The following is a 24,127-nucleotide window of genomic DNA, read 5'->3' as shown; positions in this document are numbered from 1 at the left end:
GTATTTCCCGATGGCTTTAATCGCTCGAGCTCGCAAAAAGCGCAAGCCGGTCGCCGAGATGAACGTGGTGCCCTACATCGACGTGATGTTGGTGCTGCTGGTCATCTTCATGGTGACCGCGCCGATGCTCAATCAGGGCGTGAAAGTTGATCTGCCCAAGGTTTCCAGCGAAGCCTTGCCGCAGGACAACAACACCCAGGTCCTGACCATTTCGATCAAGGCTGACAAGACCTACTACTGGAACCTTGGCAGCGAAGTCGACACCGAGAAGCAACAGGACAGGGCCATGACCCTGCCGCAGATGACTGACGCAGTGACCAAGATCATTCGCGTCGGCACCGAAGGCGGCAAACGCACCCAGGTGTTCATTCGTGGCGACAAGACTGTCGACTACGGCGCCGTCATGGGTGCCATGGGCGGGTTGCAGAAAGCCGGGGTCGGTAACGTTGGTCTGATTACCGAGGCCCCCTGATGCAGCAACAGCGAGAGCCGTCCGCCTCGGAAAGCTACTTCTGGCCTAGTGTTCTGGCAATTGTCCTGCACGTGCTGGTATTCGGCATGCTGTTCGTCAGTTTTGCCTTCACGCCCGAACTGCCGCCGGCCAAGCCGATCGTCCAGGCGACTCTGTACCAGCTGAAATCGAAAAGTCCGGCGACTACCCAGACCAATCAGAAGATTGCAGGTGAGGCGAAGAAAACTGCCGCGCGCCAGACTGAAGTCGAACAGCTCGAACAGAAAAAGATCGAGCAGGAAGCGGTGAAAGCGGCGGAACAAAAGAAAGAGGAAGCGGCTCAAAAGGCCGAGGAAGCGAAGAAGGCCGACGAGGCGAAAAAAGCGGACGAAGCGAAAAAGGCTGATGAAGCCAAAAAAGCCGATGACGCGAAGAAAGCCGAAGCCAAAAAAGCCGAAGAGAAACAATTGGCTGATATAGCCAAGAAGAAGGCCGAAGACGAAGCGAAAAAAGCTGCTGAGGAAGAGGCCAAGAAAGCCGCTGCCGAAGAAGCGAAGAAGAAGATCGTCGAAGACGCGAAGAAGAAAGCCGCCGAAGACGCCAAGAAGAAAGCTGAAGCTGAAGAGGCGAAGAAGAAAGTCGCCGAAGACGCGAAGAAAAAAGCTGCTGCTGACGCTGCCAAGAAAAAGGCCCAGGATGCAGCTCGCAAGTCGGCTGAAGACAAAAAGGCTCAGGCGTTGGCTGAGTTGCTTTCGGACAAGACGGATCGGGCAGCGACCAAGGCGGACGAGCTTGGCGACAGCGTAGCGGGTGATTTCGATGACCTGATCAGGCTCCGTGTTTCGGAGGGTTGGAATCTTCCACCTTCGGCGCGTAAAGGCATGAAAGTGGAGCTTCGGATCAGTATGTTGCCGGACGGTACCGTAACGGGTGCTACGGTCACAAAGTCCAGCGGCGATGCTCCATTTGACGCTTCTGCGGTAGCCGCGGTTAAGAATATCGGGCGATTGACGGAAATGCAGGGCTTGAGCCCCGCTGATTTTGCTCCGTATCGCTCATTCAAGATGACATTCAATCCTGAGGATTTAGGCTTGTGAGAACTATTCTTCGATCAATGCTGGTCGTTATCTGCTGCCTTGCAGGGATAGCGGTAGCAGACGAAAAGAACATCCTGATCAGCAGTGGCACTGACCGGGCTACGCCGATCGCTGTCGTTCCATTCGGCATGCAGGGCGGTGCCGTGCTGCCGGATGACATGGCAGAAATTATCGGTAACGATTTGCGCAACTCTGGCTATTACGCGCCGATCCCCAAGCAGAACATGATCAGCCAGCCAAGCCAGCCGAGCGAAATCATCTTCCGTGACTGGAAGGCATTGGGTGCTCAATACGTGATGGTCGGCAGCATTGCTCCAGCGGGCGGTCGTCTCCAGGTGCAGTGGGCACTGTTCAACGTTGCCACCGAACAGAAAGTGGCTGACGGCAGTGTTTCCGGTACTACCGACCAGATCCGTGACATGGCGCACTTCATTTCCGATCAGTCGTTCCAGAAGCTGACCGGCATCGACGGCGCGTTCTCGACGCGTCTGCTGTACGTAACCGCCGAGCGCTTCTCCGAGAAGAACACGCGTTACACCCTGCAACGTTCCGACTATGACGGCGCTCGTGCAGTGACGCTGCTGCAATCCCGTGAGCCGATCCTGTCGCCACGTTTCGCGCCGGACGGCAAACGTATCGCCTATGTGTCGTTCGAGCAGAAGCGTCCGCGCATCTTCATGCAGAACATCGACACCGGTCGCCGTGAGCAGATCACCAACTTCGAAGGCCTCAACGGCGCGCCAGCCTGGTCGCCGGATGGCAATCGCCTGGCGTTCGTTCTGTCGAAAGACGGTAACCCGGACATCTACGTGATGAACCTCGGTTCGCGCCAGATCAGCCGTGTAACCAATGGTCAGGGCATCAATACCGAACCGTTCTGGGGCAAGGATGGCTCGACCATCTACTTCACCTCCGACCGTGGCGGCAAGCCGCAAATCTATAAAACCAGCGTCGGTGGCGGTGGTGCCGAGCGTGTGACGTTCGTGGGCAACTACAACGCCAACCCGAAACTTTCGGCTGATGAAAAGACTTTGGTGATGATCCATCGTCAGGATGGCTTCACCAATTTCAAGGTGGCAGCTCAGGATCTGCAGCGGGGTAGTGTAAAGATCCTCACTGATAGCACTCTGGACGAGTCACCTACTGTTGCGCCCAACGGCACCATGGTAATCTACGCCACCCGCCAACAGGGCCGGGGAGTCTTGATGCTCGTGTCCATTAATGGGCGCGTGAGGCTCCCGCTTCCTACCGCTCAAGGCGAAGTCAGAGAACCGTCCTGGTCCCCTTACCTGAAGTGAGCGGGCGCTACACGTTTTACTTAACACACTGGGGTTCATTAGGAGTTTCACGATGGAAATGCTGAAGTTTGGTAAATTTGCTGCGCTGGCTCTGGCCATGGCTGTAGCTGTAGGTTGCTCGTCCAAAGGCGGCGACAACGCCGGCGAAGGCGCTGTTGATCCAAACGCTGGTTACGGCGCAAACACCGGTGCCGTTGACGGCTCCCTGAGCGAAGAAGCTGCTCTGCGCGCAATCACCACCTTCTACTTCGAATACGACAGCTCGGACCTGAAGCCAGAAGCCATGCGCGCTCTGGACGTTCACGCCAAAGACCTGAAAGCAAACGGCGCTCGCGTTGTTCTGGAAGGCAACACCGACGAACGTGGTACTCGTGAGTACAACATGGCACTGGGCGAGCGTCGTGCGAAAGCCGTTCAGCGCTACCTGGTACTGCAAGGTGTTTCCCCAGCTCAGCTGGAACTGGTTTCCTACGGCGAAGAGCGTCCAGTTGCTACCGGCAACGACGAGCAGTCCTGGGCCCAGAACCGTCGCGTCGAACTGCGTAAGTAATTCGATATGCGAACGTGCCGTCGTGCTGTAACTGTTCTGGCTCTCAGCCTCGCGCCGCTTGCGGCGTGGGCTGCGGTTCCTGTGGTCGATGACAACTCCGGTTATAACAATAGCGGGAGCAGTTATCCGCCTGCGGGTTACGGTACGAACGGCGCCTATGCCGGGGGAGCGGCTTCGGCCCCTGCCTCGGCACAAGGCATGCTGTTCAACCAATTGCAACAGATGCAGGATCAGATCTCGCGCCAACAGGGCGTGATCGAAGAACTGCAGAATCAGGTTGCGCGCATGAAGCAGGAATCCCTGGAGCGATACCAGGATCTTGATCGGCGCATAGGATCCGGCGTTGCACCAGCCGCGACTCCCGAGAATTCTTCTGCCGGCGGCGATGCAAGTGCTGCTGCCGGTGCTGCCGCAGGCGCGGGTGCTGCTGCGGCCGCCCAAGCCCCTGCTGCGGGTAGCGAACCGGCTGATCCGGCCAAGGAAAAGCTGTATTACGATGCCGCTTTCGACCTGATCAAAGCCAAGGATTTCGACAAGGCCAGCCAGGCCTTCGCGGCTTTCCTGCGCAAATATCCGAACAGCCAGTACGCGGGCAACGCTCAATACTGGTTGGGCGAAGTGAACCTGGCCAAGGGTGATCTGCAAGGTGCAGGTCAGGCGTTTGCCAAGGTTTCGCAGCTGTATCCCAAGCACAACAAAGTGCCGGACTCGCTGTACAAACTGGCTGACGTAGAACGCCGCCTCGGTCATACCGACAAGGTCAAAGGCATTCTGCAGCAGGTGGTGTCCCAATATCCGGGCACGTCCGCCGCGCAATTGGCCCAGCGTGATCTGCAGCGCATGTAAGCCTGTTTATCCGTGTTTTGAAGAAACCCGCGCTTGTCGCGGGTTTTTTCGTTAGAATTCACGCCCTTTTTCTGAAACACGCTTCTTGCGGTCTACGCGTTGGCGGGATTGCCTGAAGTGCCTGACGGAGGCGGACAGCCTGTTTAGCTGTTACGCCCGTGGCGACTATGCAAGACACATTGAGAATCACCGAAGTTTTCTACTCGTTGCAGGGGGAAACTCGGACTGCCGGGCTGCCCACGGTTTTCGTGCGCCTGACCGGTTGCCCGTTGCGTTGCCAATACTGCGACAGCGCTTATGCGTTCAGTGGCGGCACCGTCCGCACCCTCGACGACATCCTTGAGCAAGTGGCCGGGTTTCGCCCGCGCTACGTCTGTGTCACCGGCGGTGAGCCGTTGGCTCAGCCAAACGCTATTCCTTTGCTTGAACGGTTGTGTGATGCCGGCTACGAGGTTTCGCTGGAAACCAGCGGCGCCCTCGACGTCTCGGCGGTGGATTCACGCGTCAGTCGCGTGGTTGACCTGAAGACCCCAGGCTCGAAAGAAGCGCATCGCAACCGCTACGAGAACATCGAACTGCTGACCCGCAACGATCAGGTGAAGTTTGTCATCTGCTCGCGGGAGGACTATGACTGGGCGGTCTCCAAGCTGATCCAGTACGGCATAGACCAGCGTGCCGGCGAAGTGCTGTTTTCTCCAAGCCACCATGACCTCAATGCTCGCGAGCTGGCAGACTGGGTGGTGGCGGACAATCTGCCGGTACGCCTGCAATTGCAGCTGCATAAATATCTTTGGAACGACGAACCGGGGCGCTGAGATGACTGAACAACTGAACACTACCGAAAAACGTGCGGTCATCCTGCTGTCCGGCGGCCTCGACTCGGCCACCGTCGTTGCGATGGCCCGCGCCGAAGGCTACGCCTGCTACACCATGAGTTTCGATTACGGTCAGCGCTCGCATGCCGAATTGCATGCCGCCGCCCGCGTTGCTCGTGATCTGGGCGTGGTCGAGCACAAGGTCATTGGCCTGAATCTCAATGGCATGGGCGGTTCGGCCCTGACCGACACCAGTATCGACATCCCGGAGGAGCTGGGCGAAGGCATTCCGGTGACTTACGTGCCGGCGCGCAATACCGTGTTCCTGTCGTTGGCATTGGGTTGGGCGGAAGTGCTCGGCGCCCGCGACATCTTCATCGGCGTCAACGCGGTGGATTATTCCGGCTACCCGGATTGCCGTCCCGAGTTCATCGAGTCGTTCGAGCGCGTGGCCAATCTGGCGACCAAGGCGGGCGTGGAGGGCAACGGCTTCCGGATTCAGGCACCGTTGCAGAACCTGAGCAAGGCGCAGATTGTCCAGGCCGGCGTGAAGCTGGGCGTGGATTATGGCCTGACGGTTTCCTGCTATCAGGCAGACGATGACGGGCGCGCGTGCGGCAAATGCGACAGCTGCCGCCTGCGTGCAGAAGGCTTCGCGGCAGCTGGTGTGGACGATCCAACCCCTTATTTTTGATTATTTTCAAAAAGGTGTTGAATAGTCCTTAAAAATCAGTATTATACGCGCCACCACACAGCGGGTCGTTAGCTCAGTTGGTAGAGCAGTTGGCTTTTAACCAATTGGTCGTAGGTTCGAATCCCACACGACCCACCATATTTGGCGGTTTAGAAAATCCGGAAGGCCCACGAAAGTGAGGATTTCCGGGTTTTTTTTTGCCTGCGATTCGGCTGCGTTGTGTTTCAGCGCCGCCGTGCCTGACACAGGTCAGAATCATCTTTTGTATCAACGGGATATTCTGTAGCCTTGCGCAGCTTCAACGCTGTCCGTGCCTGATGATACTCACTCTCCCGGCGGTACCTCTAGCGGTCCGGAGCCGGGTGTATACTCGACTTTCGCGCGAATGCGCCTGCAGGTCTTGCGAACATGACGCAGATTTCCGAACGCCTTCTGGTTCAAGCCCACCTCGACGCCAAACAGCCCAAACCGCTGACGGCAGAGGAAGAGGCCTACTACCGTTCCGCCATCGCCGCCGAGCTCAAGGCTCAGGACGCGGTGCTCGTGGCCCACTTCTATTGCGATCCGGTGATTCAGGCCCTGGCCGAAGAAACCGGCGGCTGTGTTTCCGATTCCCTGGAAATGGCCCGCTTCGGCAACGCCCACCCGGCCAAGACCGTGGTGGTCGCCGGCGTGAAGTTCATGGGCGAGACGGCAAAAATTCTCAACCCGGAAAAACGCGTGCTGATGCCGACCCTGGAGGCGACCTGCTCGCTGGACCTGGGTTGCCCGGTCGACGAGTTCTCGGCGTTCTGCGATCAGCATCCGGAGCGCACCGTGGTGGTTTACGCAAACACCTCCGCCGCCGTGAAGGCTCGGGCTGACTGGGTGGTGACGTCGAGCTGCGCACTGGAAATCGTCGAAAGCCTGATGGACAACGGCGAAACGATCATCTGGGGCCCGGACAAGCACCTGGGCACTTACATTCAGCGCAAGACCGGCGCCGACATGCTGCTTTGGGACGGTGCCTGCATCGTTCACGAAGAGTTCAAGTCCAAGCAGCTCGAAGACATGAAGGCGTTGTACCCGGACGCGGCGATTCTGGTTCACCCGGAGTCGCCGACATCGGTGATCGAGCTGGCCGACGCCGTCGGTTCCACCAGTCAGTTGATCGCAGCCGCACAGAGCCTGCCGAACAAGACCTTCATCGTGGCGACCGACCGCGGCATCTTCTACAAGATGCAGCAGCTGTGCCCGGACAAGGTCTTCATCGAGGCGCCTACCGCCGGCAACGGCGCGGCGTGCCGCAGTTGCGCGCATTGCCCCTGGATGGCCATGAACACCCTTGAGCGCACGCTCAAGAGCCTGAAGGAAGGCACCAACGAGATCTTCGTTGATCCGGCGCTGATCCCGCAGGCGATCCGCCCGTTGAAGCGCATGCTGGACTTCACCCAGGCAGCGCGGATGAAATTGGCCGGTAACGCCTAAAACCTTTCAGATACAACACAAAACCTGTAGGAGTGAGCCTGCTCGCGATAGCGGTGTGTCAGTCAGCGATACGTTGACTGACACACCGCTATCGCGAGCAGGCTCACTCCTACATTGGTATTCGGTGTCTGGAAGTTATTTGGCCTTTTTCGGGATCCGCACCACGCGGGTATCCGAATAAATGTCATGCCACGTGCGCTTCTGCTTGTCGAACAGCGACCAGAAGAATCCCAGCCCGATACATAGCCACGACGCAATCGACACCATAAAGCGCAACAGCGCCTGCCACAGGCTGATCGCTGTGCCGTTGGCGTTCTGCACGCGAATGCCCCAGACCTGCATGCCGAGGGTCTGCCCGCCATGGGTCCAGAACTTGGCGAAGAAGCCGAACAACACCAACAGCAGCACTGTGGAGTAGAGCGGATCACCGTCAAGCTGGCCAGCATCGGTCATTGCCCGCAGGCGTTCTTCGCCGATGATCGCGCCCTGGATCAACTTGTAGATGAAGCCAGTGACGATCAGCAGGGCGGTGCACAGCAGGAAGTCGTAGAACATCGCCGCCAGACGACGACCAAGCGCGACAGGAGGGAAGTCCCCTTGGGGCGTGAGCAGGTTTTTCGACATGGCAGCCTCGGGACGCGAATGGAAGCGCCATTTTACGGATTAGCGCGCACAAAAAAGCCCCTGATATCAATATCAGGGGCTTTTTCGTATCAGAAGATCAGGCTTCTGCTTGTACTTCGTCAGCCTGCATGCCTTTCTGGCCCTGCACAGCAACGAAAGTCACTTTCTGGCCTTCTTTCAGGCTTTTGAAGCCGTTGCCCTGAATGGCGCGGAAATGTACGAACAGATCCGGACCGCTTTCTGGAGTGATAAAACCAAAACCTTTCTCGTCGTTAAACCACTTGACGGTACCGCTCTGACGTGTGGACATTTCTTATTTCCTTTGACGCATAAATTGATGACAGCCCCTTTCACATGAAAGAGTACTGGAGCTGGTTGCAAGGAGTAAGAAGACGTCGAGCGGGATGTAGCTAACTTGTAGGCTACTGCCCAGGTCACGATTCCAAGCTGACCCATGCAAACACAGTGGACAAACTCTACGCCAACTACGGGAGAAAAAACAAGCCCCGCGAAGGCCCCGGTTTTACTGCTCTGAACGGCTGTTAGTCAGCTCACTAGTCCGGGCTTAGACGATTGTCTGGTTCTGGTTTTTATAAACGTTATAAGCAACGATCATATTTCACTCGGATGTTAAAAAACGCACTGTTTTATGGCGATTGCGTTACACATTAGTGCACGCATAACGCAATCGCGTTACTTATAGAAACAGTCGATCAACCACGATAGTAGCGTTGTGGAACAAATGGCATTTTGCTTACAAGCATCTGCACCTTTTTCCCACGGACAATGGCCCACACGGGCGTGTCGAGCGCTAAGTAAGCACTGTCGAGGTAACCCATTGCCAACGGCCCGCCCAGGGTCGGACCGAAACCGCCGCTGCAGACACTGCCGATGATCTCGCCAGCCTCGTTGACGATTTCTGCACCTTCACGCACCGGGGTGCGTTCCTGTGGCAGCAGGCCCACGCGTTTGCGTGCGACGCCATTCTGTTGCTGAGCGAAAATCTGCTCCGCGCCGGGGAAACCGCCGGCCCGTGCGCCATCGGCGCGGCGTGGCTTGGAAATCGCCCAGAGCAGGCTGGCTTCGATTGGTGTGGTTTCGGTGTTCATGTCGTGGCCGTACAGGCACAGCCCGGCTTCGAGGCGCAGCGAATCGCGCGCGCCGAGGCCGATGGCCTGAACTTCAGGTTCGGCCAGCAGGGCGCGGGCGAGTTTTTCCGCTTCGGCAGCCGGTACCGAGATTTCGAAACCGTCTTCACCGGTGTAGCCCGAACGGCTGACAAAGCAGTCGATGCCGAGCAACGACACACTCTTGAACTGCATGAAGGTCATCTTCGCCACGTCCGGCGCAAGACGCGCCAGCACTGTTACGGCTGCCGGACCTTGCAAGGCGAGCAGGGCGCGCTCCTCGAACAGCGCCGTAATGGTGCACTGATCGCCGATCTGCTTGTGCAGATGCGCGAGATCCTGATCCTTGCAGGCCGCGTTGACGACCAGGAACAGCTCGTCATTGCCGAGGTTGGCGACCATCAGGTCATCGAGAATGCCGCCGGTTTCGTTGGTGAACATCGCATAACGCTGCATGCCCACCGGCAAGTCGATGATGTCGACCGGCACAAGGGTTTCCAGGGCTTTGGCTGCGTTGGCACCGGTCAGGCGAATCTGGCCCATGTGCGAGACGTCGAACAACCCGGCCTGATCGCGGGTGTGCTGATGTTCTTTCATCACGCCGAGCGGGTATTGCACGGGCATGTCGTAGCCGGCGAACGGCACCATGCGCGCGCCGAGTTCGAGGTGCAGCGCGTGCAGCGGGGTTTTGGAAAGGGTTTCGGTGGACATGCGTAGCTCCTTGGAAATTAGAGTTTGGGGGTGAGAAGCGAGATCAAGATCAAAAGCCCCTCACCCCAGCTCTCTCCCAGAGGGAGAGGGGGCTAATTACGTTCTCTCCCTAGGGGAGAGGTGGTCAATTTCGTTTGGCTTGGTTCGTGATCAGCATTCGATAATGTTGACTGCCAAACCGCCGCGGGCGGTTTCCTTGTATTTGCTTTTCATGTCGGCGCCGGTCTGGCGCATGGTGCGGATGACTTTGTCGAGGGAGACGAAATGCTGACCGTCGCCACGCATGGCCATGCGCACCGCGTTGATGGCTTTCACCGAGCCCATCGCGTTGCGCTCGATGCACGGCACCTGCACCAGGCCGCCGATCGGGTCGCAGGTCAGGCCGAGGTTGTGTTCCATGCCGATTTCCGCGGCGTTCTCGACTTGCTGCACGCTGCCGCCGAGCACTTCGCACAGGGCGCCGGCTGCCATCGAACAGGCCACACCGACTTCACCTTGGCAGCCGACTTCGGCGCCGGAGATCGAGGCGTTTTCCTTGTAGAGAATGCCGATAGCGGCAGCGGTCAGCAGAAAACGCACGACGCCGTCGTCATTCGCCCCGGGGATAAAACGCATGTAGTAATGCAGCACCGCCGGAATGATTCCCGCCGCGCCATTGGTGGGCGCGGTAACCACACGTCCGCCGTTGGCGTTTTCTTCGTTGACCGCCAGTGCATAAAGATTGACCCAGTCGAGCACCGACAGCGGATCACGCAGGGCCGACTCCGGGTTCTTGCACAATTGCCGATGCAGCGCGGCGGCCCGGCGCCTGACCTTCAGACCGCCGGGCAAAATGCCTTCGTTTCTGCACCCCGCAGCCACGCAGTCCTGCATCACTTGCCAGATGTTCAGCAGGCCGGCGCGAGTCTCGGCTTCCGGGCGCCAGGCGCTTTCGTTGGTCAGCATCACCTGACTGATCGACAGCCCGTAGGTGCTGCAATGGCCCAGCAAGTCCTTGGCGCTTTTGAACGGGAAAGTCAGCGGCGTGGCGTCTTCGACGATGCGATCGGCACCGGCGGCATCTTCATCGACAACGAAACCACCGCCGACCGAATAGTACTCGCGGCTGCGAATCTGAATTGCGGCCGCATCGAAGGCGCGAAAGATCATGCCGTTGGGGTGGTAGGCCAACGGCTTGCGGATCATTGCCAGATGTTCTTTCTCGTTGAACGCAATGCTGTGCTCGCCGAGCAGATTCAGCCGGCCGTTGCCGCGAATCTCCTGCAGGCGCGTGGCAACGGTTTCGGTGTCGACCGTGTCCGGGTGCTCGCCTTCGAGGCCGAGCAATACGGCTTTGTCGCTGCCGTGACCTTTGCCGGTAGCGCCCAGCGAACCGTACAGCTCGACGCGCACGCTGGCGGTGGCCGACAGCAGGTTTTCACGGCGCAGACCTTCGGCGAACCGCGCAGCAGCGCGCATCGGGCCGACGGTGTGGGAACTGGAGGGACCGATGCCAATCTTGAACAGGTCGAACACGCTTAACGACATGAGTGGTTCTCCGGTTTCTTGTTATGGGGATTGGCAGGTTCGTGCGGCTGACCACATTCCCCTGTAGGAGTGAGCCTGCTCGCGATAACGGTATGTCAGATAACAATTGAGTCGGCTGATCCACCGCTATCGCGAGCAGGCTCACTCCTACAGGGGGCTGCGGCGTGTGGGGGATCGGTGCAACTGATCCCCCTATACGGTTAAGCGTAGCTTTCGATCGATGGGCAGGCGCACACCAGGTTGCGATCACCGAAGACGTTGTCGACCCGGCCGACCGGCGGCCAGTATTTGCCTTCGATCAGCGAGGCGACCGGGTACACCGCTTGCTCGCGGCTGTACGGGTGAGTCCACTCGCCGACCAGTTCCGCTGCGGTGTGCGGGGCGTTTTTCAGTGGGTTGTCTTCCTTGTCCAGGGTGCCGTTTTCCACTGCGCGGATTTCTTCGCGGATGCGGATCATGGCGTCGCAGAAGCGATCCAGCTCTTCCTTGGATTCACTTTCGGTCGGCTCGATCATCAGCGTGCCAGCGACCGGGAACGACATGGTCGGCGCGTGGAAGCCGAAGTCGATCAGGCGCTTGGCGACGTCATCGACGCTGATGCCGCTGCTGTCTTTCAACGGACGCAGATCGAGGATGCATTCGTGTGCCACCAAGCCATTGCTGCCGGTGTACAGCACTGGGTAGTGCTCTTCCAGACGACGGGAAATGTAGTTGGCATTGAGGATCGCCAGTTGCGAAGCGCGCTTCAGACCGGCGCCACCCATCATGCGGATATACATCCAGGTGATCGGCAGAATGCTCGCGCTGCCGAACGGTGCCGCGCAGACCGCGCCTTCCTTGCGTGCCATCTGGCCGTGGCCCGGCAGGAACGGGGTCAAGTGCGATTTGACACCAATCGGGCCGACGCCCGGGCCGCCACCGCCGTGGGGGATGCAGAAGGTTTTGTGCAGGTTCAGGTGGGAGACGTCGCCGCCGAACTTGCCCGGGGCACAGAGGCCGACCATGGCGTTCATGTTGGCGCCGTCGATATACACCTGGCCGCCGTTGTCGTGAATGATCGCGCAGATTTCACGGATGCCTTCTTCGAACACGCCGTGGGTCGACGGGTAAGTGATCATCAATGCAGCGAGGTGTTCACGGTGCTCGATGGCTTTGGCGCGCAGGTCTTCGATGTCGACGTTGCCACGGGCATCGCACGCGGTGACGACCACGCGCATGCCAGCCATTTGCGCAGTTGCCGGGTTGGTGCCGTGGGCCGATGACGGGATCAGGCAGATGTCGCGGCGCTCATCGCCACGGCTCTGGTGATAGGCGCGGATTGCCAGGAGACCTGCGTATTCACCTTGCGAACCAGCGTTCGGTTGCAGCGAGATCGCGTCGTAACCGGTGGCGGCACAGAGCATCGCTTCCAGTTCATCGGTCAGTTGCTGGTAACCGGCGCTTTGCGCGGCCGGGGCGAACGGGTGCAGCGCACCGAATTCGGCCCAGGTCACCGGAATCATTTCGCTGGCGGCGTTGAGTTTCATGGTGCACGAGCCCAGCGGGATCATGGTGCGATCCAGCGCCAGGTCTTTGTCCGCCAGTTTGCGCAGGTAGCGCATCAGCTCGGTTTCCGAGTGATAGCGGTTGAACACCGGGTGGCTGAGGATCGGCGACTGACGCACCAGCGCAGCAGGGATGGTGCTCTGCGCCGAAGCGACCAGCGCAGCGAAATCCGGCAGGGTCTTGCCGTCGGCGAACAGGCCCCACAGGGTTTCGATATCAGCCTGGGTGGTGGTTTCATCGACCGACAGGCCCAGACGTTCAGCATCGATCACGCGCAGGTTGATCTGCGCAGCGTGCGCCTTGTCGTGCAGCGCGGCGGTGTGTGCGCCGGTGGCTACGGTCAGGGTGTCGAAGAAACTGGCTTGTTCTACGTTAGCGCCCAGTGCGCTCAGGCCCTTGGCCAGAATCGCGGTCAGGTGGTGCACGCGGTTGGCGATCTGGGTCAGGCCTTTCGGGCCGTGGTAGACGGCGTACATGCTGGCGATGTTGGCCAGCAGCACCTGCGCGGTGCAGATGTTCGACGTGGCCTTTTCGCGGCGGATGTGTTGCTCGCGGGTCTGCATCGCCAGACGCAGGGCCGGCTTGCCGAAGCGGTCAACCGAGACACCGACCAGACGGCCGGGCATGTCACGCTTGAACGCATCTTTGGTGGAGAAGTAAGCGGCGTGCGGGCCACCGAAGCCCAGCGGCACGCCGAAGCGTTGCGCTGAACCGATCGCCACGTCGGCGCCGAATTCGCCCGGTGCGGTGAGCAGGGTCAGGGCCAGCAGATCAGCGGCCACGGCGACCAAAGCGTTGGCGGCGGGGAAGCGTTCGGTCAGTTCGCGGTAGTCGAACAGATCACCGTTGCTCGCCGGGTATTGCAGCAGCGCGCCGAAGAACGGCGTCACGTCAGTCAGCTCGCGCTCATCGCCCACTACAACTTCAATGCCCAGCGGCTCGGCACGGGTGCGCAGCACGTCGAGGGTTTGCGGGTGGCTGTGGATCGAGGCGAAGAATTGGTGGCTGCCCTTGTTCTTGCTCAGGCGCTTGCAGAAGGTCATGGCTTCGGCAGCGGCGGTGGCTTCGTCGAGCAGGGAGGCGTTGGCGATCGGCAGGCCGGTGAGGTCGCTGATCAGGGTCTGGAAGTTCAGCAGCGCTTCGAGACGGCCCTGGGAAATTTCTGGCTGATACGGGGTGTAAGCGGTGTACCAGGCCGGGTTTTCCAGCAGGTTGCGCAGGATCGGCGACGGCGTGTGGCAGTTGTAGTAGCCCTGGCCGATGTAGGTTTTGAACAGCTGATTCTTGCCGGCGATGGATTTGATCATCGCCAGGGCGTCGGCTTCGCTGAGGCCGTCGTCCATGCCGAGCACGCTGGTGCCCTTGATGCTTTCCGGGATGACGCTGGCGCTCAGCGCTTCAAGCGAGTCGAAGCCGAGGCTGTTGAGCATGGCTTGCTCGTCACCGGCGCGCGGGCCGATGTGACGGGCGATGAATTCGTTGGCGGTGCCGAGATTGATCTGGCTCATGGCGTAATTCCTCAGGCTTCGGCTTGGGCTTTGATCAGACGGTCGTAAGCGTCTTGATCGAGCAGTTGGCCGACAGCGGCGGCGTCGCTTGGCTGGAAGCGGAAGAACCAGCCTTCGCCCAGCGGATCTTCGTTGACCAGCTCAGGAGCGTTTTCCAGCGCCGGGTTGACGGCCAGTACTTCGCCATCGAGCGGCATGTACACGCCGCTGGCGGCTTTCACCGATTCCACGGTGGCGGCTTCAGCGCCTTTTTCGTAAGCCTGCAGCTCAGGCAGTTGCACGAACACCACGTCGCCCAGGGCGTTCTGCGCGAATGCGGTGATGCCGACAGTAACGCTGCCGTCGGCTTCGGTGCGCAGCCATTCGTGATCTTCTGTAAAACGCAACTCGCTCATGGAAACTCCTCAGGGGCCAGACTCGTCTGGTGGACGCGGTGGAAAGCTTGGGGCGGGGAAGCCCTTTATAGATGAGGAGGCAGGTAGCAAGAATGCGGCCAAGGTTAATTTATCTAGTTAAATCAATGGGTTGTCTGTTTGTCATATTTTTCTGGATGTCGCTGTTGTAGCGAAATCGCTACAGCTTGGGGCGAGGAGAAAAGCTGAACGGGATCAAAGCGTTGCGCAGCGCAGGTCATAGGCGGGTGTAGCGATATCGTTCCGCTGTAGCGCTTTCGGTACAGGTGAAGGTCGCTTTTGAACAGATTTCAAATCCGCCATAAATCATTGTAGGAGTGAGCCTGCTCGCGATAGCGGTGTGGCAGACGACAAATTAATTGACTGATAAACCGCTATCGCGAGCAGGCTCACTCCTACAAGGGGGAGCGGCAATGAGTCAGGGTTTATTGGGAATGCCGTACTTGCGCAATCGATGGGCGATGGCGGTATGCGAAGTTTGCAAGCGGCTCGCCAGTTGCCGGGTCGAGGGGTAGCTGACGTAGAGCTTTTCCAGCAGCTCTCTCTCGAAAGACTCGACGGCTTGTTCAAGACTGTCGACGTCGGTGTCGGCCTGGCGCGCCACTGAGGTGCCGGCAATGTCGAGGTCGCCGATATCGACCAGGCTGCTCTCGCAAATCGCTGCCGCGCGGAAAATCACGTTCTGCAGTTGCCGCACGTTGCCCGGCCAGCGATTGCCGAGCAGCGCCGGATAAGTCCCCGGCGCCAGGCGGCAGACCGGGCGCTGGATCTGCGCACAGGCTTGCTGCATGAAATACCGCGCCAACAGCAGAATGTCCTGGCCGCGTTCACGCAGCGGCGGCACTTCGACGTTGAGCACGTTGAGGCGATAGAACAGGTCTTCGCGGAACAGGCCTTCGCTGACCATTTTTTCCAGATCGCGGTGGGTCGCGCTGAGGATGCGCACGTTGACCTTCACTTCACGATCACCACCGACACGGCGGAAACTGCCGTCGTTCAGGAAGCGCAGCAGCTTGGCCTGCAAGTACGGTGACATCTCGCCGATCTCATCGAGAAACACCGTGCCCTGATTGGCCAGTTCCATCAGCCCCGGTTTACCGCCACGCGCGGCGCCGGTGAAAGCACCGGGGGCGTAGCCGAACAGCTCGCTCTCGGCGAGGTTTTCCGGCAACGCTGCGCAGTTCAACGCCAGAAAAGGAGCACTATGGCGAGTGCTGATCGCGTGACAGGCGCGGGCAACCAGTTCTTTGCCGGTACCGGTTTCGCCTTGAATCAATAAAGGTGCGTCAAGCGCCGCGACCCTTTGCGCGCGGGCCTTGAGGGTGCGGATCGCCGGGGATTCGCCGAGCAGCGCGTCGAAGCCTTCGGCGTGGTCGTGGTGCAGCGCCGAGAGCTGTTCGCCGATGCGGTTCGGCTGATAGAGGGTCAGCAGGGCGCCGGCGTCGGTGATCGGCGTGGCATCCAGCAACAGCGTCTGGCCGTTGACGGTGATCTCGCGCAGCGGCAGGCGGAAGCCGTTTTCCAGCAGGGTGCCGAGCAGGCCGGGATCATTGAACAGCGCCGAGACGCTTTCGCCAGCGGGCTCGCGACCGTACAACGCGATCAACGCCGGGTTGGCCAGCAGCACCTTGCCGGCGCTGTCGAGGGCCAACACCGGATCTGTCATCGCCGCGAGCAGGGCGTCGAGCTGCAAATGCCGACGCTGGCCGGGCAGGATATCGACCACGGTTACCGCTACCACGCCGAGCACCCGAAACAGCGCATCTTTCAGCTCTTCGAGCACTTGCGGGCTCAGGGTCGGCGCGTCGATGTAGACGTTCGGCGGGATCATCTCCACCGCATCCAGATTGAGATTGCGCCCACCGAGGATAGCCAGGACTTCCTGGGTGATGCCGACGCGGTCGATGAAGCTGACGTGGATACGCATGGGGGCGGTTCAGTGATCTGCAGAGCGGAGGGCGCAAGTATGCCTTGGGCTTGAAGAGAGGTGAAAGCAAAAGCACCCTCACCCCAGCCCTCTCCCGGAGGGAGAGGGAGCCGACCGAGGTGTCTGGGGTTATGCATCGACCTGAAAGTACCGGGCGATTATAGATTCAGTGATGCAGGATCAGGTCGACGCAATGCTGCAGCATCCCCCAATCGGTCCCCTCTCCCCCCGGGAGAGGGCTAGGGTGAGGGGCTTTAGATTTTTATTCGAAATGCTCGAGATTGACCGGATCCCCTGACTGCATATTCAACTTCTGCCGAATGTCTTCGAACATCAGGTCGTAATGCTTGTGCACCGAGCCGATCTGGCTGTGGGTCTTGGGGATTCCGTACTTCTCGGCGATCCGGGTCACGTCACGGGCGAAGTTGTAGGCCTCCTCCTTGGGCAGGAAAAACGTTTCCTTCATGTCCTTGCCCTGCATGCTGCCATGCAGGGTGAACTGAATCCCTTTGCCTTTCTGCGGATCGGTGAACACTTCATAGTCCAGATGCACGTTGTAATTGACGTCATCGTCGGTCAACGCGTGCCGCTCGATATGCAGATGACCGGGTTCGAATTGGGCCATTGAGCTACTCCTTTCAAGGCATGGGAGCGGAGCAGGTCTTGTGCCTGCTCCGGCGTTTATTGTTATCGGTAGCTGATCCCCGGCTTCGCCGTGCTGACCCGCGTACCGGCGGTGCCCTGGACGATGGCTTCGATATCGGCCAGCGAACCGATCACCGCGACCTTGCCAGTATGGCGTGCGAACTCGCAAGCTGCCTGCACCTTCGGCCCCATGGAACCGGCGGCGAAACCGAGGCGTTCGAGTTCGTCCGGGTGGGCTTCGGCGATGGCTTTCTGGGTGGGTTTGCCGTAGTCGATGAACGCCGCGTTGACGTCGGTGGCGATCACCAGCAGGTCGGCTTCCAGTTGCTCGGCGAGCAGCGACGAGCACAGGTCCTTGTCGATTACCGCCTCGATGCCTTTGAGATTGCGCTGTTCGTCGTACATGGTCGGAATGCCGCCGCCACCGGCGCAGATCACAATGCTGCCCTTGTCCAGCAGCCACTTGATCGGGCGGATTTCGAAGATGCGTTTCGGCCGTGGACTGGCGACGACACGGCGGAATTTGTCGCCATCGGCAGCAATTGCCCAGCCTTTTTCGGCGGCGAGTTTTTCCGCTTCGGCTTTTTCGTACACCGGGCCGATCGGCTTGGTCGGGTTCTTGAAGGCCGGGTCGTTGGCGTCGACTTCGACCTGGGTGAGCAGGGTGGCGAACGGCACTTCGAAGTCGAGCAGATTGCCCAGTTCCTGTTCGATGATGTAGCCGATCATGCCCTCGGTTTCGGCGCCGAGCACGTCCAGCGGGTACGGAGTGACAGACGTATAGGCCGCCGCTTGCAGCGACAGCAGGCCGACTTGCGGGCCATTGCCGTGGGCGATGACCAGTTGGTTGCCGGGATGGATCTTGGCGATTTGCTCGGTGGCGATGCGGATGTTGGCGCGCTGATTGTCAGCGGTCATCGGCTCACCACGGCGGAGCAGGGCGTTACCGCCCAGGGCTACGACGATACGCATGGTGCAATCCTTCTAAGCAGAGGAGTGGCAAACGACTCGATCAATTGTAGGAGTGAGCCTGCTCGCGATGACGGAGCATCAGTCGACATTAATGTTGAATGTCAGACCGCTATCGCGAGCAGGCTCACTCCTACATGGAGCGGTGCCGCTCTTAGAGATCAGCCAGGGTCGAGACCAGGATCGCCTTGATCGTGTGCATGCGGTTTTCCGCTTGCTCGAAGGCGATGCAGGCCGGCGACTCGAACACGTCGTCGGTCACTTCGATGCCGTTTTTCAGATGCGGATATTGTTCGGCGATCTGTTTGCCGACCTTGGTGTCACTGTTGTGGAACGCTGGCAGGCAGTGCATGAACTTGGTGCGCGGGTTGCCGGTGGCTTTCATCAGCTCGGCGTTGACCTGATACGGCAGCAGCTGCTGGATGCGCTCGGCCCAGGCTTCCACCGGTTCGCCCATCGATACCCAGACATCGGTGTGAATGAAGTCGACGCCTTTGACCGCTTCCTTCGGATCTTCGGTGAGGGTGATGCGTGCGCCACTTTCCTCACCGTATTTTTTGCAGCGCGCTACCAGATCGTCCAGTGGCCACAGGGCTTTTGGCGCGCAGATGCGCACGTCCATGCCGAGTTTGGCGCCGATCAGCAGCAGCGAGTTGCCCATGTTGTTGCGCGCATCGCCGAGGTAGGCGTAGCTGATTTCGTGGATCGGCTTGTCGGCGTGCTCACGCATGGTCAGCACGTCGGCGATCATCTGGGTCGGGTGATATTCATCGGTCAGGCCGTTGAACACCGGCACGCCGGCGAACTTGGCCAGTTCCTCGACGATTTCCTGTTTGAAGCCACGGTACTCGATGGCGTCGTACATGCGCCCGAGCACGCGGGCGGTGTCCTTCATGCTTTCCTTGTGGCCGATCTGCGAGGAGTTCGGGTCGATGTAGGTGACGTTGGCGCCCTGGTCATAGGCCGCCACTTCGAAGGCGCAACGGGTGCGGGTCGAGGTTTTCTCGAAGATCAGGGCGATGTTGTTGCCCTTCAGGTGTTGCTGCTCGGTGCCGGTGTATTTCGCGCGTTTGAGATCGCGGGACAGGTCGAGCAGGTAACGCAGCTCACGTGGGGTGTGGTGTTCCAGGCTGAGCAGGTTACGGTTGTGGATGTTAAACGCCATGATGATTCTCCTTGGATTCGGTAATCGGCCCGGCCGCTACGGGATAAGTGCGGCCGGGGGGACGGTCGTTTAGTAGTCGATCGGGTCGCGGATGATCGGGCAGGTCATGCAGTGGCCGCCGCCACGGCCGCGACCGAGTTCGCCGGCGCTGATGGTGATGACCTCAACGCCAGCCTTGCGCAGTAGGGTATTGGTGTAGGTGTTGCGGTCGTAGCCGATGACCACGCCGGGCTCCATCGCCACCACGTTGTTGCCGTCGTCCCATTGCTCGCGTTCGGCGGCGAAGCTGTTGCCGCCGGTTTCCACCACGCGCAGTTTCGGCAGGTTGAGCGCAGCGGCGACGGTGTCGAGGAAGCTGCCTTCTTCGCGGCGAATGTCGATGCCGCCCTGTTTGCTTTCGTCAGGGCGCAGGGTGAAGGCGACGATCTGGTTGACCACTTCCGGGAAAATCGTCACCAGGTCGCGGTCGCAGAAGCTGAACACCGTGTCCAGGTGCATCGCCGCGCGGGATTTCGGCAGGCCGGCGACGATGACTTTTTCCACCGCCTTGTTGTTGAACAGGTTCAGCGCCAGTTGGCCGATGGCCTGACGCGATGAACGCTCGCCCATGCCGATCAGCACCACGCCGTTGCCGATCGGCATGACGTCGCCGCCCTCGAGGGTGGAGTTGCCGTGATCCTTGTCCGGGTCGCCGTACCAGATCTCGAATTCGGCATTGGTGAATTGCGGATGGAATTTGTAGATGGCGGTGGTCAGCAGGGTTTCCTGACGGCGCGCCGGCCAGTACATCGGGTTCAGCGTCACGCCGCCGTAGATCCAGCAGGTGGTGTCGCGGGTGAACTGGGTGTTCGGCAGCGGCGGCAGGATGAAGCTGGAGTGGCCGAGGAAGTCGCGGAACATCTGGATGGTCTTGCCACCGAAGCTGTCCGGCAGATCATCGGCCGAGACGCCGCCAATCAGGAATTCGGCGATGTGCCGTGGCTCAAGGCTTTTCAGCCAGGATTTCACCTCACTGATCAGGCCCAGGCCCACCGAGTCGGCGGTGACCTTGCGCTCAAGAATCCAGTCCAGCGCCTCGGGGATGGCGACGATGTCGGTCAGCAGGTTGTGCATTTCCAGCACGTCGATGCCGCGTTCGCGCATCTTGGTGACGAAGTCGAAGTGGTCGCGCTTGGCCTGTGCCACCCACAGCACGTCGTCGAACAGCAGTTCATCGCAGTTGTTCGGGGTCAGCCGCTGATGGGCCAGACCTGGGGAGCAAACCATGACTTTACGCAGTTTCCCGGCTTCGGAGTGGACGCCGTACTTCACTTTTTCCGTGGTCATTTCTGTGTTCCTCCAGATGACAGATCAATCAGGGGTTACAGCGTCAGGAAGCCATCGTAGAGACCGTAGGCCGCCACCACGGCGCCCACGACCACTGCGGCGAAAATCAGCTTCTCGACGTTGGTGAAAACCGGTTGTCTGAGTTCCAGCTTGGCCTTGGCGAACAGGATTGCGCCGGGCGCATAAAGCAGGGCCGACAGCAGCAGGTACTTGACCCCGCCGGCGTACAACAACCACACCGCATAGATCAGGGCGATACCGCCGATGATCAGATCCTTGCGCCGCTCGGCGGCAAACCCTTCGTAGCTCTCGCCGCGCACCGCCAGCAGCAGGGCATAGGCCGCCGACCACAGGTAGGGCACCAGAATCATCGAGGTGGCGAGGTAGATCAGCGACAGGTACGTGCTGGCCGAGAACAGCGTGATGATGAGGAAAATCTGCACCATGGCATTGGTCAGCCACAGCGCGTTGACCGGCACGTGGTTGGCGTTTTCCTTGCGCAGGAACTCCGGCATGGTGTGGTCTTTGGCGGCGGCGAACATGATCTCCGCACACAGCAGCACCCATGACAGCAGCGCCCCCAGCAGCGAAATGATCAGACCGACGCTGATCAGCACCGCGCCCCAGTGCCCGACCACGTGTTCAAGCACGGCGGCCATCGACGGGTTCTGCAGTTTCGCCAGTTCCGGCTGGGTCATGATGCCCAGTGACAGCACGTTCACCAGCACTAGAAACAGCAGCACGGTGATGAAACCGATCACGGTGGCCTTGCCGACATCCGAACGTTTCTCGGCGCGGGCGGAGAAGATGCTCGCTCCTTCGATGCCGATGAACACCCAGACGGTGACCAGCATCATGTTGCGCACCTGGTTCATCACGCTGCCCAGATCCGGATTTTTTACGCCCCAGATGTCGGCGGTGAAGATGTCCAGTTTGAACGCGAAGATGGCGATCAGCACGAACAGCAGCAGCGGCACGACCTTGGCGACCGTGGTCACCAGGTTGATGAACGCCGCTTCCTTGATCCCGCGCAGCACCAGGAAGTGCACGCCCCACAGCAGCAAGGACGCGCCGATCACCGCCGCCGGCGTGTTGCCTTCGCCGAAGATCGGAAAGAAGTAGCCGAGGGTGCTGAACAGCAAGACGAAATAACCGACGTTGCCCAGCCAGGCGCTGATCCAGTAGCCCCAGGCAGACGAGAAACCCATGTAGTCGCCGAATCCGGCCTTGGCGTAGGCGTAGACCCCACCGTCCAGGTCAGGCTTGCGATTGGCGAGGGTCTGAAAGACGAAAGCGAGGGTGAGCATGCCGACGGCGGTGATGGCCCAGCCGATCAGCACGGCACCGACGTCGGCGCTGGCGGCCATGTTTTGTGGCAACGAAAATATCCCGCCACCGATCATTGAACCGACTACCAGTGCAACCAGTGCACCGAGTCTTAGTTTTCCGGGCGCTTCAGACATTTGCATGACTCCATTGCAGGAAAGGAGAGCTCACAGCCTAGTACCGTTGTCTGTTCGAATAGCTGACTTGGATCAGTGCATGGCCACATTCCATTGTTAATGAATGACTTATCCACCCGTTGCGGGCATAACGCTGTGCTCTGAAAGGCCCGCGACAGAGCCTTTTCGCTAATGCAATTGGGAATAGCTATTAATGCTTTCGAACTATGACGCTAGTTGCTTTTGCGGGTTTGGCAAATGTCCGTCATCTGTTTTCAGTACAGAATCGAATTATCAGGATCAGCGCACAAAACTGACTTAACGTGCTACGCGTTATCGTCATCCGCTATATATAAATGTGTTCGCCTATGCATTACCTGATAAACGTCATCTACTCTTAGGCTTTTAGTCAGCTGTTGTTACAAATAAATAACAGCGGCTTGTTCAAGGAGATCTGCATGTCGCAACCGACGCAAAAGCTGCGCCTTGGTGCGTTGATCGCTCTGGTGGTGGGCTCGATGATCGGCGGGGGGATTTTCTCGTTGCCGCAGAACATGGCGGCGCGCGCCGATGCCGGGGCGATCCTGATCGGCTGGGGCATCACCGCGATCGGCATGCTGACCCTGGCGTTCGTCTTTCAGACCCTGGCCAATCGCAAACCGGAGCTGGACTCGGGCGTCTATGCCTATGCCAAGGCCGGGTTCGGCGACTACATGGGCTTTTCGTCGGCCTGGGGTTACTGGATCAGTGCCTGGCTGGGCAACGTCGGTTATTTCGTCTTGCTGTTCAGCACCCTCGGCTACTTCTTTCCGGTGTTCGGCCAGGGCAACACGCCGATCGCCATCGGCTGCGCCTCGGTGCTGCTGTGGGCGGTGCATTTTCTGGTGATGCGCGGAATCAAGGAGGCGGCACTGATCAACCAGTTGACCACCGTGGCCAAGGTCGTACCGCTGATCATGTTCATAGTCATCGCTGCCGTGGCGTTCAAGGCGGACATCTTTACCCGCGACATCTGGGGCCGCAGCAATCCGAACTTCGGCGGAGTGATGGATCAGGTGCGCAACATGATGCTGGTCACCGTGTTCGTGTTCATCGGCATCGAAGGCGCCAGTGTGTATTCGGCGCGGGCGGAAAAACGCAGCGATGTCGGTCGCGCCACGGTGATCGGTTTCATCGGCGTGCTGGCGCTGCTGGTGCTGGTCAATGTGCTGTCGCTGGGGATCATGAGCCAGCCGGAACTGGCCAATCTGCAGAATCCTTCACTGGCGGCGGTGCTCGAACACATCGTCGGGCCGTGGGGCGCGTTGCTGATCAGCGTCGGGCTGGCGATTTCCCTGTTGGGCGCGTTGCTGTCGTGGGCTCTGCTGTGCGCAGAAATCCTCTTCGCCACGGCCAAGGACAAAACCATGCCGGCGTTCCTCAAGAAGGAAAACAACAATCACGTGCCGGTCAACGCGCTGTGGCTGACTAACGCGATGATCCAGATTTTCCTGCTGATTACGCTGTTCTCGGCGGGTACTTACACCAGTCTGATCTATCTGGCCTCGTCGATGATTCTGGTGCCGTATCTGTGGTCGGCGGCCTACGCGGTGCTGCTCAGCGGGCGCGGTGAAACCTACGAACACGCCTCGGCCGAACGCACCAAGGATCTGCTGATTGGCGGCATCGCACTGGTTTACGCGGTGTGGCTGTTGTACGCCGGCGGGGTGAAGTATCTGCTGCTGTCGGCGCTGTTGTATGCCCCCGGGGTGATTCTGTTTGCCAAGGCCAAGCATGAACAGGGCCAACCGGTTTTTACCACGGTGGAGAAGGGGATTTTTGCTTGTGTGGTGATCGGTGCGGGGCTGGCGGCGTATGGGTTGTATAGCGGGGTGTTGGCGTTGTGATCTGAAAAGCAGCCCCTCACCCCAGCCCTCTCCCGGAGGTAGAGGGGGCGGACCGGGGGATATTGGCGAATTACGCCGACGTGAAAGACCTTTA

At 59.6% G+C, this 24,127-nt stretch carries 21 protein-coding genes and 1 tRNA gene; 10 read left to right on the top strand and 12 right to left on the bottom strand.

Annotation, left to right across the window (positions count from 1 at the left end; genetic code table 11):
- The first annotated feature begins 19 nt into the window (after positions 1-19).
- The 9 genes from tolR to nadA all read left to right on the top strand — a co-directional run bounded on the left by tolR (position 20) and on the right by nadA (position 7,218).
- The gene (gene tolR, locus AEQ63_RS23270) at positions 20-472 is read left to right on the top strand and encodes a protein TolR (RefSeq protein WP_161806102.1); all 453 of its coding nucleotides are present in this window, start codon (positions 20-22) and stop codon (positions 470-472) included.
- A complete protein-coding gene (gene tolA / locus AEQ63_RS23265; protein WP_042607286.1) occupies positions 472-1,548 on the top strand; it encodes a cell envelope integrity protein TolA in 1,077 nt (358 codons plus the stop codon). The genes tolR and tolA overlap by 1 nt, the downstream gene beginning before the upstream one ends.
- A 17-nt stretch (positions 1,549-1,565) precedes the next feature.
- A complete protein-coding gene (tolB, locus tag AEQ63_RS23260) occupies positions 1,566-2,846 on the top strand; it encodes a Tol-Pal system beta propeller repeat protein TolB (protein ID WP_082367955.1) in 1,281 nt (426 codons plus the stop codon).
- A gap of 52 nt (positions 2,847-2,898) precedes the next feature.
- Positions 2,899-3,396 (top strand): peptidoglycan-associated lipoprotein Pal, encoded by a 498-nt coding sequence (gene pal / locus AEQ63_RS23255; RefSeq protein WP_003178634.1) that lies wholly within the window; start codon positions 2,899-2,901, stop codon positions 3,394-3,396.
- 6 nt (positions 3,397-3,402) lie between these two features.
- Positions 3,403-4,242, top strand: coding sequence for a tol-pal system protein YbgF (gene ybgF, locus AEQ63_RS23250; protein WP_041479790.1), 840 nt, complete (start codon positions 3,403-3,405; stop codon positions 4,240-4,242).
- Positions 4,243-4,409: 167 nt separating this feature from the next.
- Positions 4,410-5,057, top strand: coding sequence for a 7-carboxy-7-deazaguanine synthase QueE (queE, locus tag AEQ63_RS23245; RefSeq protein ID WP_064365008.1), 648 nt, complete (start codon positions 4,410-4,412; stop codon positions 5,055-5,057).
- A gap of 1 nt (position 5,058) precedes the next feature.
- On the top strand, positions 5,059-5,751 hold the full coding sequence (gene queC / locus AEQ63_RS23240; RefSeq protein WP_064365006.1) for a 7-cyano-7-deazaguanine synthase QueC: 693 nt from the start codon (positions 5,059-5,061) through the stop codon (positions 5,749-5,751).
- A gap of 62 nt (positions 5,752-5,813) precedes the next feature.
- Positions 5,814-5,889, top strand: a tRNA-Lys gene (locus AEQ63_RS23235).
- A 270-nt stretch (positions 5,890-6,159) separates the two neighbouring features.
- Positions 6,160-7,218, top strand: a complete 1,059-nt coding sequence (nadA, locus tag AEQ63_RS23230; protein WP_042607283.1) for a quinolinate synthase NadA — start codon at positions 6,160-6,162, stop codon at positions 7,216-7,218.
- Positions 7,219-7,353: 135 nt separating this feature from the next.
- Here nadA and AEQ63_RS23225 read toward each other — a convergent pair whose 3' ends face one another.
- The 12 genes from AEQ63_RS23225 to arcD (AEQ63_RS23170) all read right to left on the bottom strand — a co-directional run bounded on the left by AEQ63_RS23225 (position 7,354) and on the right by arcD (AEQ63_RS23170) (position 22,168).
- On the bottom strand, positions 7,354-7,842 hold the full coding sequence (locus tag AEQ63_RS23225; protein ID WP_064365005.1) for an RDD family protein: 489 nt from the start codon (positions 7,840-7,842) through the stop codon (positions 7,354-7,356).
- Positions 7,843-7,939: 97 nt separating this feature from the next.
- Positions 7,940-8,152: a cold-shock protein gene (locus AEQ63_RS23220; protein WP_003227496.1), complete on the bottom strand. Its 213-nt coding sequence runs from the start codon at positions 8,150-8,152 to the stop codon at positions 7,940-7,942.
- Between the two features lie 403 nt (positions 8,153-8,555).
- Positions 8,556-9,680: a glycine cleavage system aminomethyltransferase GcvT gene (gene gcvT / locus AEQ63_RS23215; RefSeq protein ID WP_064365003.1), complete on the bottom strand. Its 1,125-nt coding sequence runs from the start codon at positions 9,678-9,680 to the stop codon at positions 8,556-8,558.
- Positions 9,681-9,830: 150 nt separating this feature from the next.
- Entirely contained in the window at positions 9,831-11,207 is a 1,377-nt protein-coding gene (locus AEQ63_RS23210; protein ID WP_064365002.1) for an L-serine ammonia-lyase, read from the bottom strand.
- A 200-nt stretch (positions 11,208-11,407) separates the two neighbouring features.
- A complete protein-coding gene (gcvP, locus tag AEQ63_RS23205) occupies positions 11,408-14,260 on the bottom strand; it encodes an aminomethyl-transferring glycine dehydrogenase (RefSeq protein ID WP_064365000.1) in 2,853 nt (950 codons plus the stop codon).
- Positions 14,261-14,271: 11 nt separating this feature from the next.
- Positions 14,272-14,655, bottom strand: a complete 384-nt coding sequence (gene gcvH, locus AEQ63_RS23200) for a glycine cleavage system protein GcvH (protein WP_042607278.1) — start codon at positions 14,653-14,655, stop codon at positions 14,272-14,274.
- Between the two features lie 436 nt (positions 14,656-15,091).
- Positions 15,092-16,600 (bottom strand): sigma-54-dependent transcriptional regulator, encoded by a 1,509-nt coding sequence (locus AEQ63_RS23195; protein ID WP_064364998.1) that lies wholly within the window; start codon positions 16,598-16,600, stop codon positions 15,092-15,094.
- Positions 16,601-16,862: 262 nt separating this feature from the next.
- Positions 16,863-17,225 carry a DUF5064 family protein gene (locus tag AEQ63_RS23190; RefSeq protein ID WP_042607276.1) on the bottom strand — a complete coding sequence of 121 codons (363 nt, stop codon included), beginning with the start codon at positions 17,223-17,225 and terminating at the stop codon, positions 16,863-16,865.
- 62 nt (positions 17,226-17,287) lie between these two features.
- Positions 17,288-18,217, bottom strand: coding sequence for a carbamate kinase (gene arcC, locus AEQ63_RS23185; protein ID WP_016770621.1), 930 nt, complete (start codon positions 18,215-18,217; stop codon positions 17,288-17,290).
- A 151-nt stretch (positions 18,218-18,368) separates the two neighbouring features.
- Positions 18,369-19,379, bottom strand: a complete 1,011-nt coding sequence (locus AEQ63_RS23180; protein ID WP_041479782.1) for an ornithine carbamoyltransferase — start codon at positions 19,377-19,379, stop codon at positions 18,369-18,371.
- A gap of 69 nt (positions 19,380-19,448) precedes the next feature.
- The gene (gene arcA, locus AEQ63_RS23175; protein ID WP_064364996.1) at positions 19,449-20,705 is read right to left on the bottom strand and encodes an arginine deiminase; all 1,257 of its coding nucleotides are present in this window, start codon (positions 20,703-20,705) and stop codon (positions 19,449-19,451) included.
- 35 nt (positions 20,706-20,740) lie between these two features.
- Entirely contained in the window at positions 20,741-22,168 is a 1,428-nt protein-coding gene (gene arcD / locus AEQ63_RS23170) for an arginine-ornithine antiporter (RefSeq protein WP_042607274.1), read from the bottom strand.
- A gap of 437 nt (positions 22,169-22,605) precedes the next feature.
- Here arcD (AEQ63_RS23170) and arcD (AEQ63_RS23165) point away from each other — a divergent pair, with 437 nt between their 5' ends.
- Positions 22,606-24,033, top strand: a complete 1,428-nt coding sequence (arcD, locus tag AEQ63_RS23165; RefSeq protein WP_064364995.1) for an arginine-ornithine antiporter — start codon at positions 22,606-22,608, stop codon at positions 24,031-24,033.
- Positions 24,034-24,127 lie beyond the last annotated feature (94 nt).

It is taken from the genome of Pseudomonas sp. RIT-PI-o (genome assembly GCF_001297215.1).
In the GTDB taxonomy this organism is placed as follows: domain Bacteria; phylum Pseudomonadota; class Gammaproteobacteria; order Pseudomonadales; family Pseudomonadaceae; genus Aquipseudomonas; species Aquipseudomonas moraviensis_A.
This window is presented reverse-complemented; position numbering and strand designations above follow the sequence as displayed.

Bases quoted from the DNA above. Each gene is read 5' to 3' on its own strand.
- tolB (WP_082367955.1), top strand. From the start codon at position 1,566: ATGCTGGTCGTTATCTGCTGCCTTGCAGGGATAGCGGTAGCAGACGAA.
- AEQ63_RS23210 (WP_064365002.1), bottom strand. From the start codon at position 11,207: ATGTCGTTAAGCGTGTTCGACCTGTTCAAGATTGGCATCGGTCCCTCC.
- pal (WP_003178634.1), top strand. From the start codon at position 2,899: ATGGAAATGCTGAAGTTTGGTAAATTTGCTGCGCTGGCTCTGGCCATG.
- arcA (WP_064364996.1), bottom strand. From the start codon at position 20,705: ATGACCACGGAAAAAGTGAAGTACGGCGTCCACTCCGAAGCCGGGAAA.
- AEQ63_RS23180 (WP_041479782.1), bottom strand. From the start codon at position 19,379: ATGGCGTTTAACATCCACAACCGTAACCTGCTCAGCCTGGAACACCAC.
- queC (WP_064365006.1), top strand. From the start codon at position 5,059: ATGACTGAACAACTGAACACTACCGAAAAACGTGCGGTCATCCTGCTG.
- AEQ63_RS23225 (WP_064365005.1), bottom strand. From the start codon at position 7,842: ATGTCGAAAAACCTGCTCACGCCCCAAGGGGACTTCCCTCCTGTCGCG.
- tolA (WP_042607286.1), top strand. From the start codon at position 472: ATGCAGCAACAGCGAGAGCCGTCCGCCTCGGAAAGCTACTTCTGGCCT.
- AEQ63_RS23220 (WP_003227496.1), bottom strand. From the start codon at position 8,152: ATGTCCACACGTCAGAGCGGTACCGTCAAGTGGTTTAACGACGAGAAA.
- AEQ63_RS23190 (WP_042607276.1), bottom strand. From the start codon at position 17,225: ATGGCCCAATTCGAACCCGGTCATCTGCATATCGAGCGGCACGCGTTG.
- gcvH (WP_042607278.1), bottom strand. From the start codon at position 14,655: ATGAGCGAGTTGCGTTTTACAGAAGATCACGAATGGCTGCGCACCGAA.
- gcvP (WP_064365000.1), bottom strand. From the start codon at position 14,260: ATGAGCCAGATCAATCTCGGCACCGCCAACGAATTCATCGCCCGTCAC.
- ybgF (WP_041479790.1), top strand. From the start codon at position 3,403: ATGCGAACGTGCCGTCGTGCTGTAACTGTTCTGGCTCTCAGCCTCGCG.
- arcC (WP_016770621.1), bottom strand. From the start codon at position 18,217: ATGCGTATCGTCGTAGCCCTGGGCGGTAACGCCCTGCTCCGCCGTGGT.
- arcD (WP_042607274.1), bottom strand. From the start codon at position 22,168: ATGTCTGAAGCGCCCGGAAAACTAAGACTCGGTGCACTGGTTGCACTG.
- queE (WP_064365008.1), top strand. From the start codon at position 4,410: ATGCAAGACACATTGAGAATCACCGAAGTTTTCTACTCGTTGCAGGGG.
- AEQ63_RS23195 (WP_064364998.1), bottom strand. From the start codon at position 16,600: ATGCGTATCCACGTCAGCTTCATCGACCGCGTCGGCATCACCCAGGAA.
- nadA (WP_042607283.1), top strand. From the start codon at position 6,160: ATGACGCAGATTTCCGAACGCCTTCTGGTTCAAGCCCACCTCGACGCC.
- gcvT (WP_064365003.1), bottom strand. From the start codon at position 9,680: ATGTCCACCGAAACCCTTTCCAAAACCCCGCTGCACGCGCTGCACCTC.
- arcD (WP_064364995.1), top strand. From the start codon at position 22,606: ATGTCGCAACCGACGCAAAAGCTGCGCCTTGGTGCGTTGATCGCTCTG.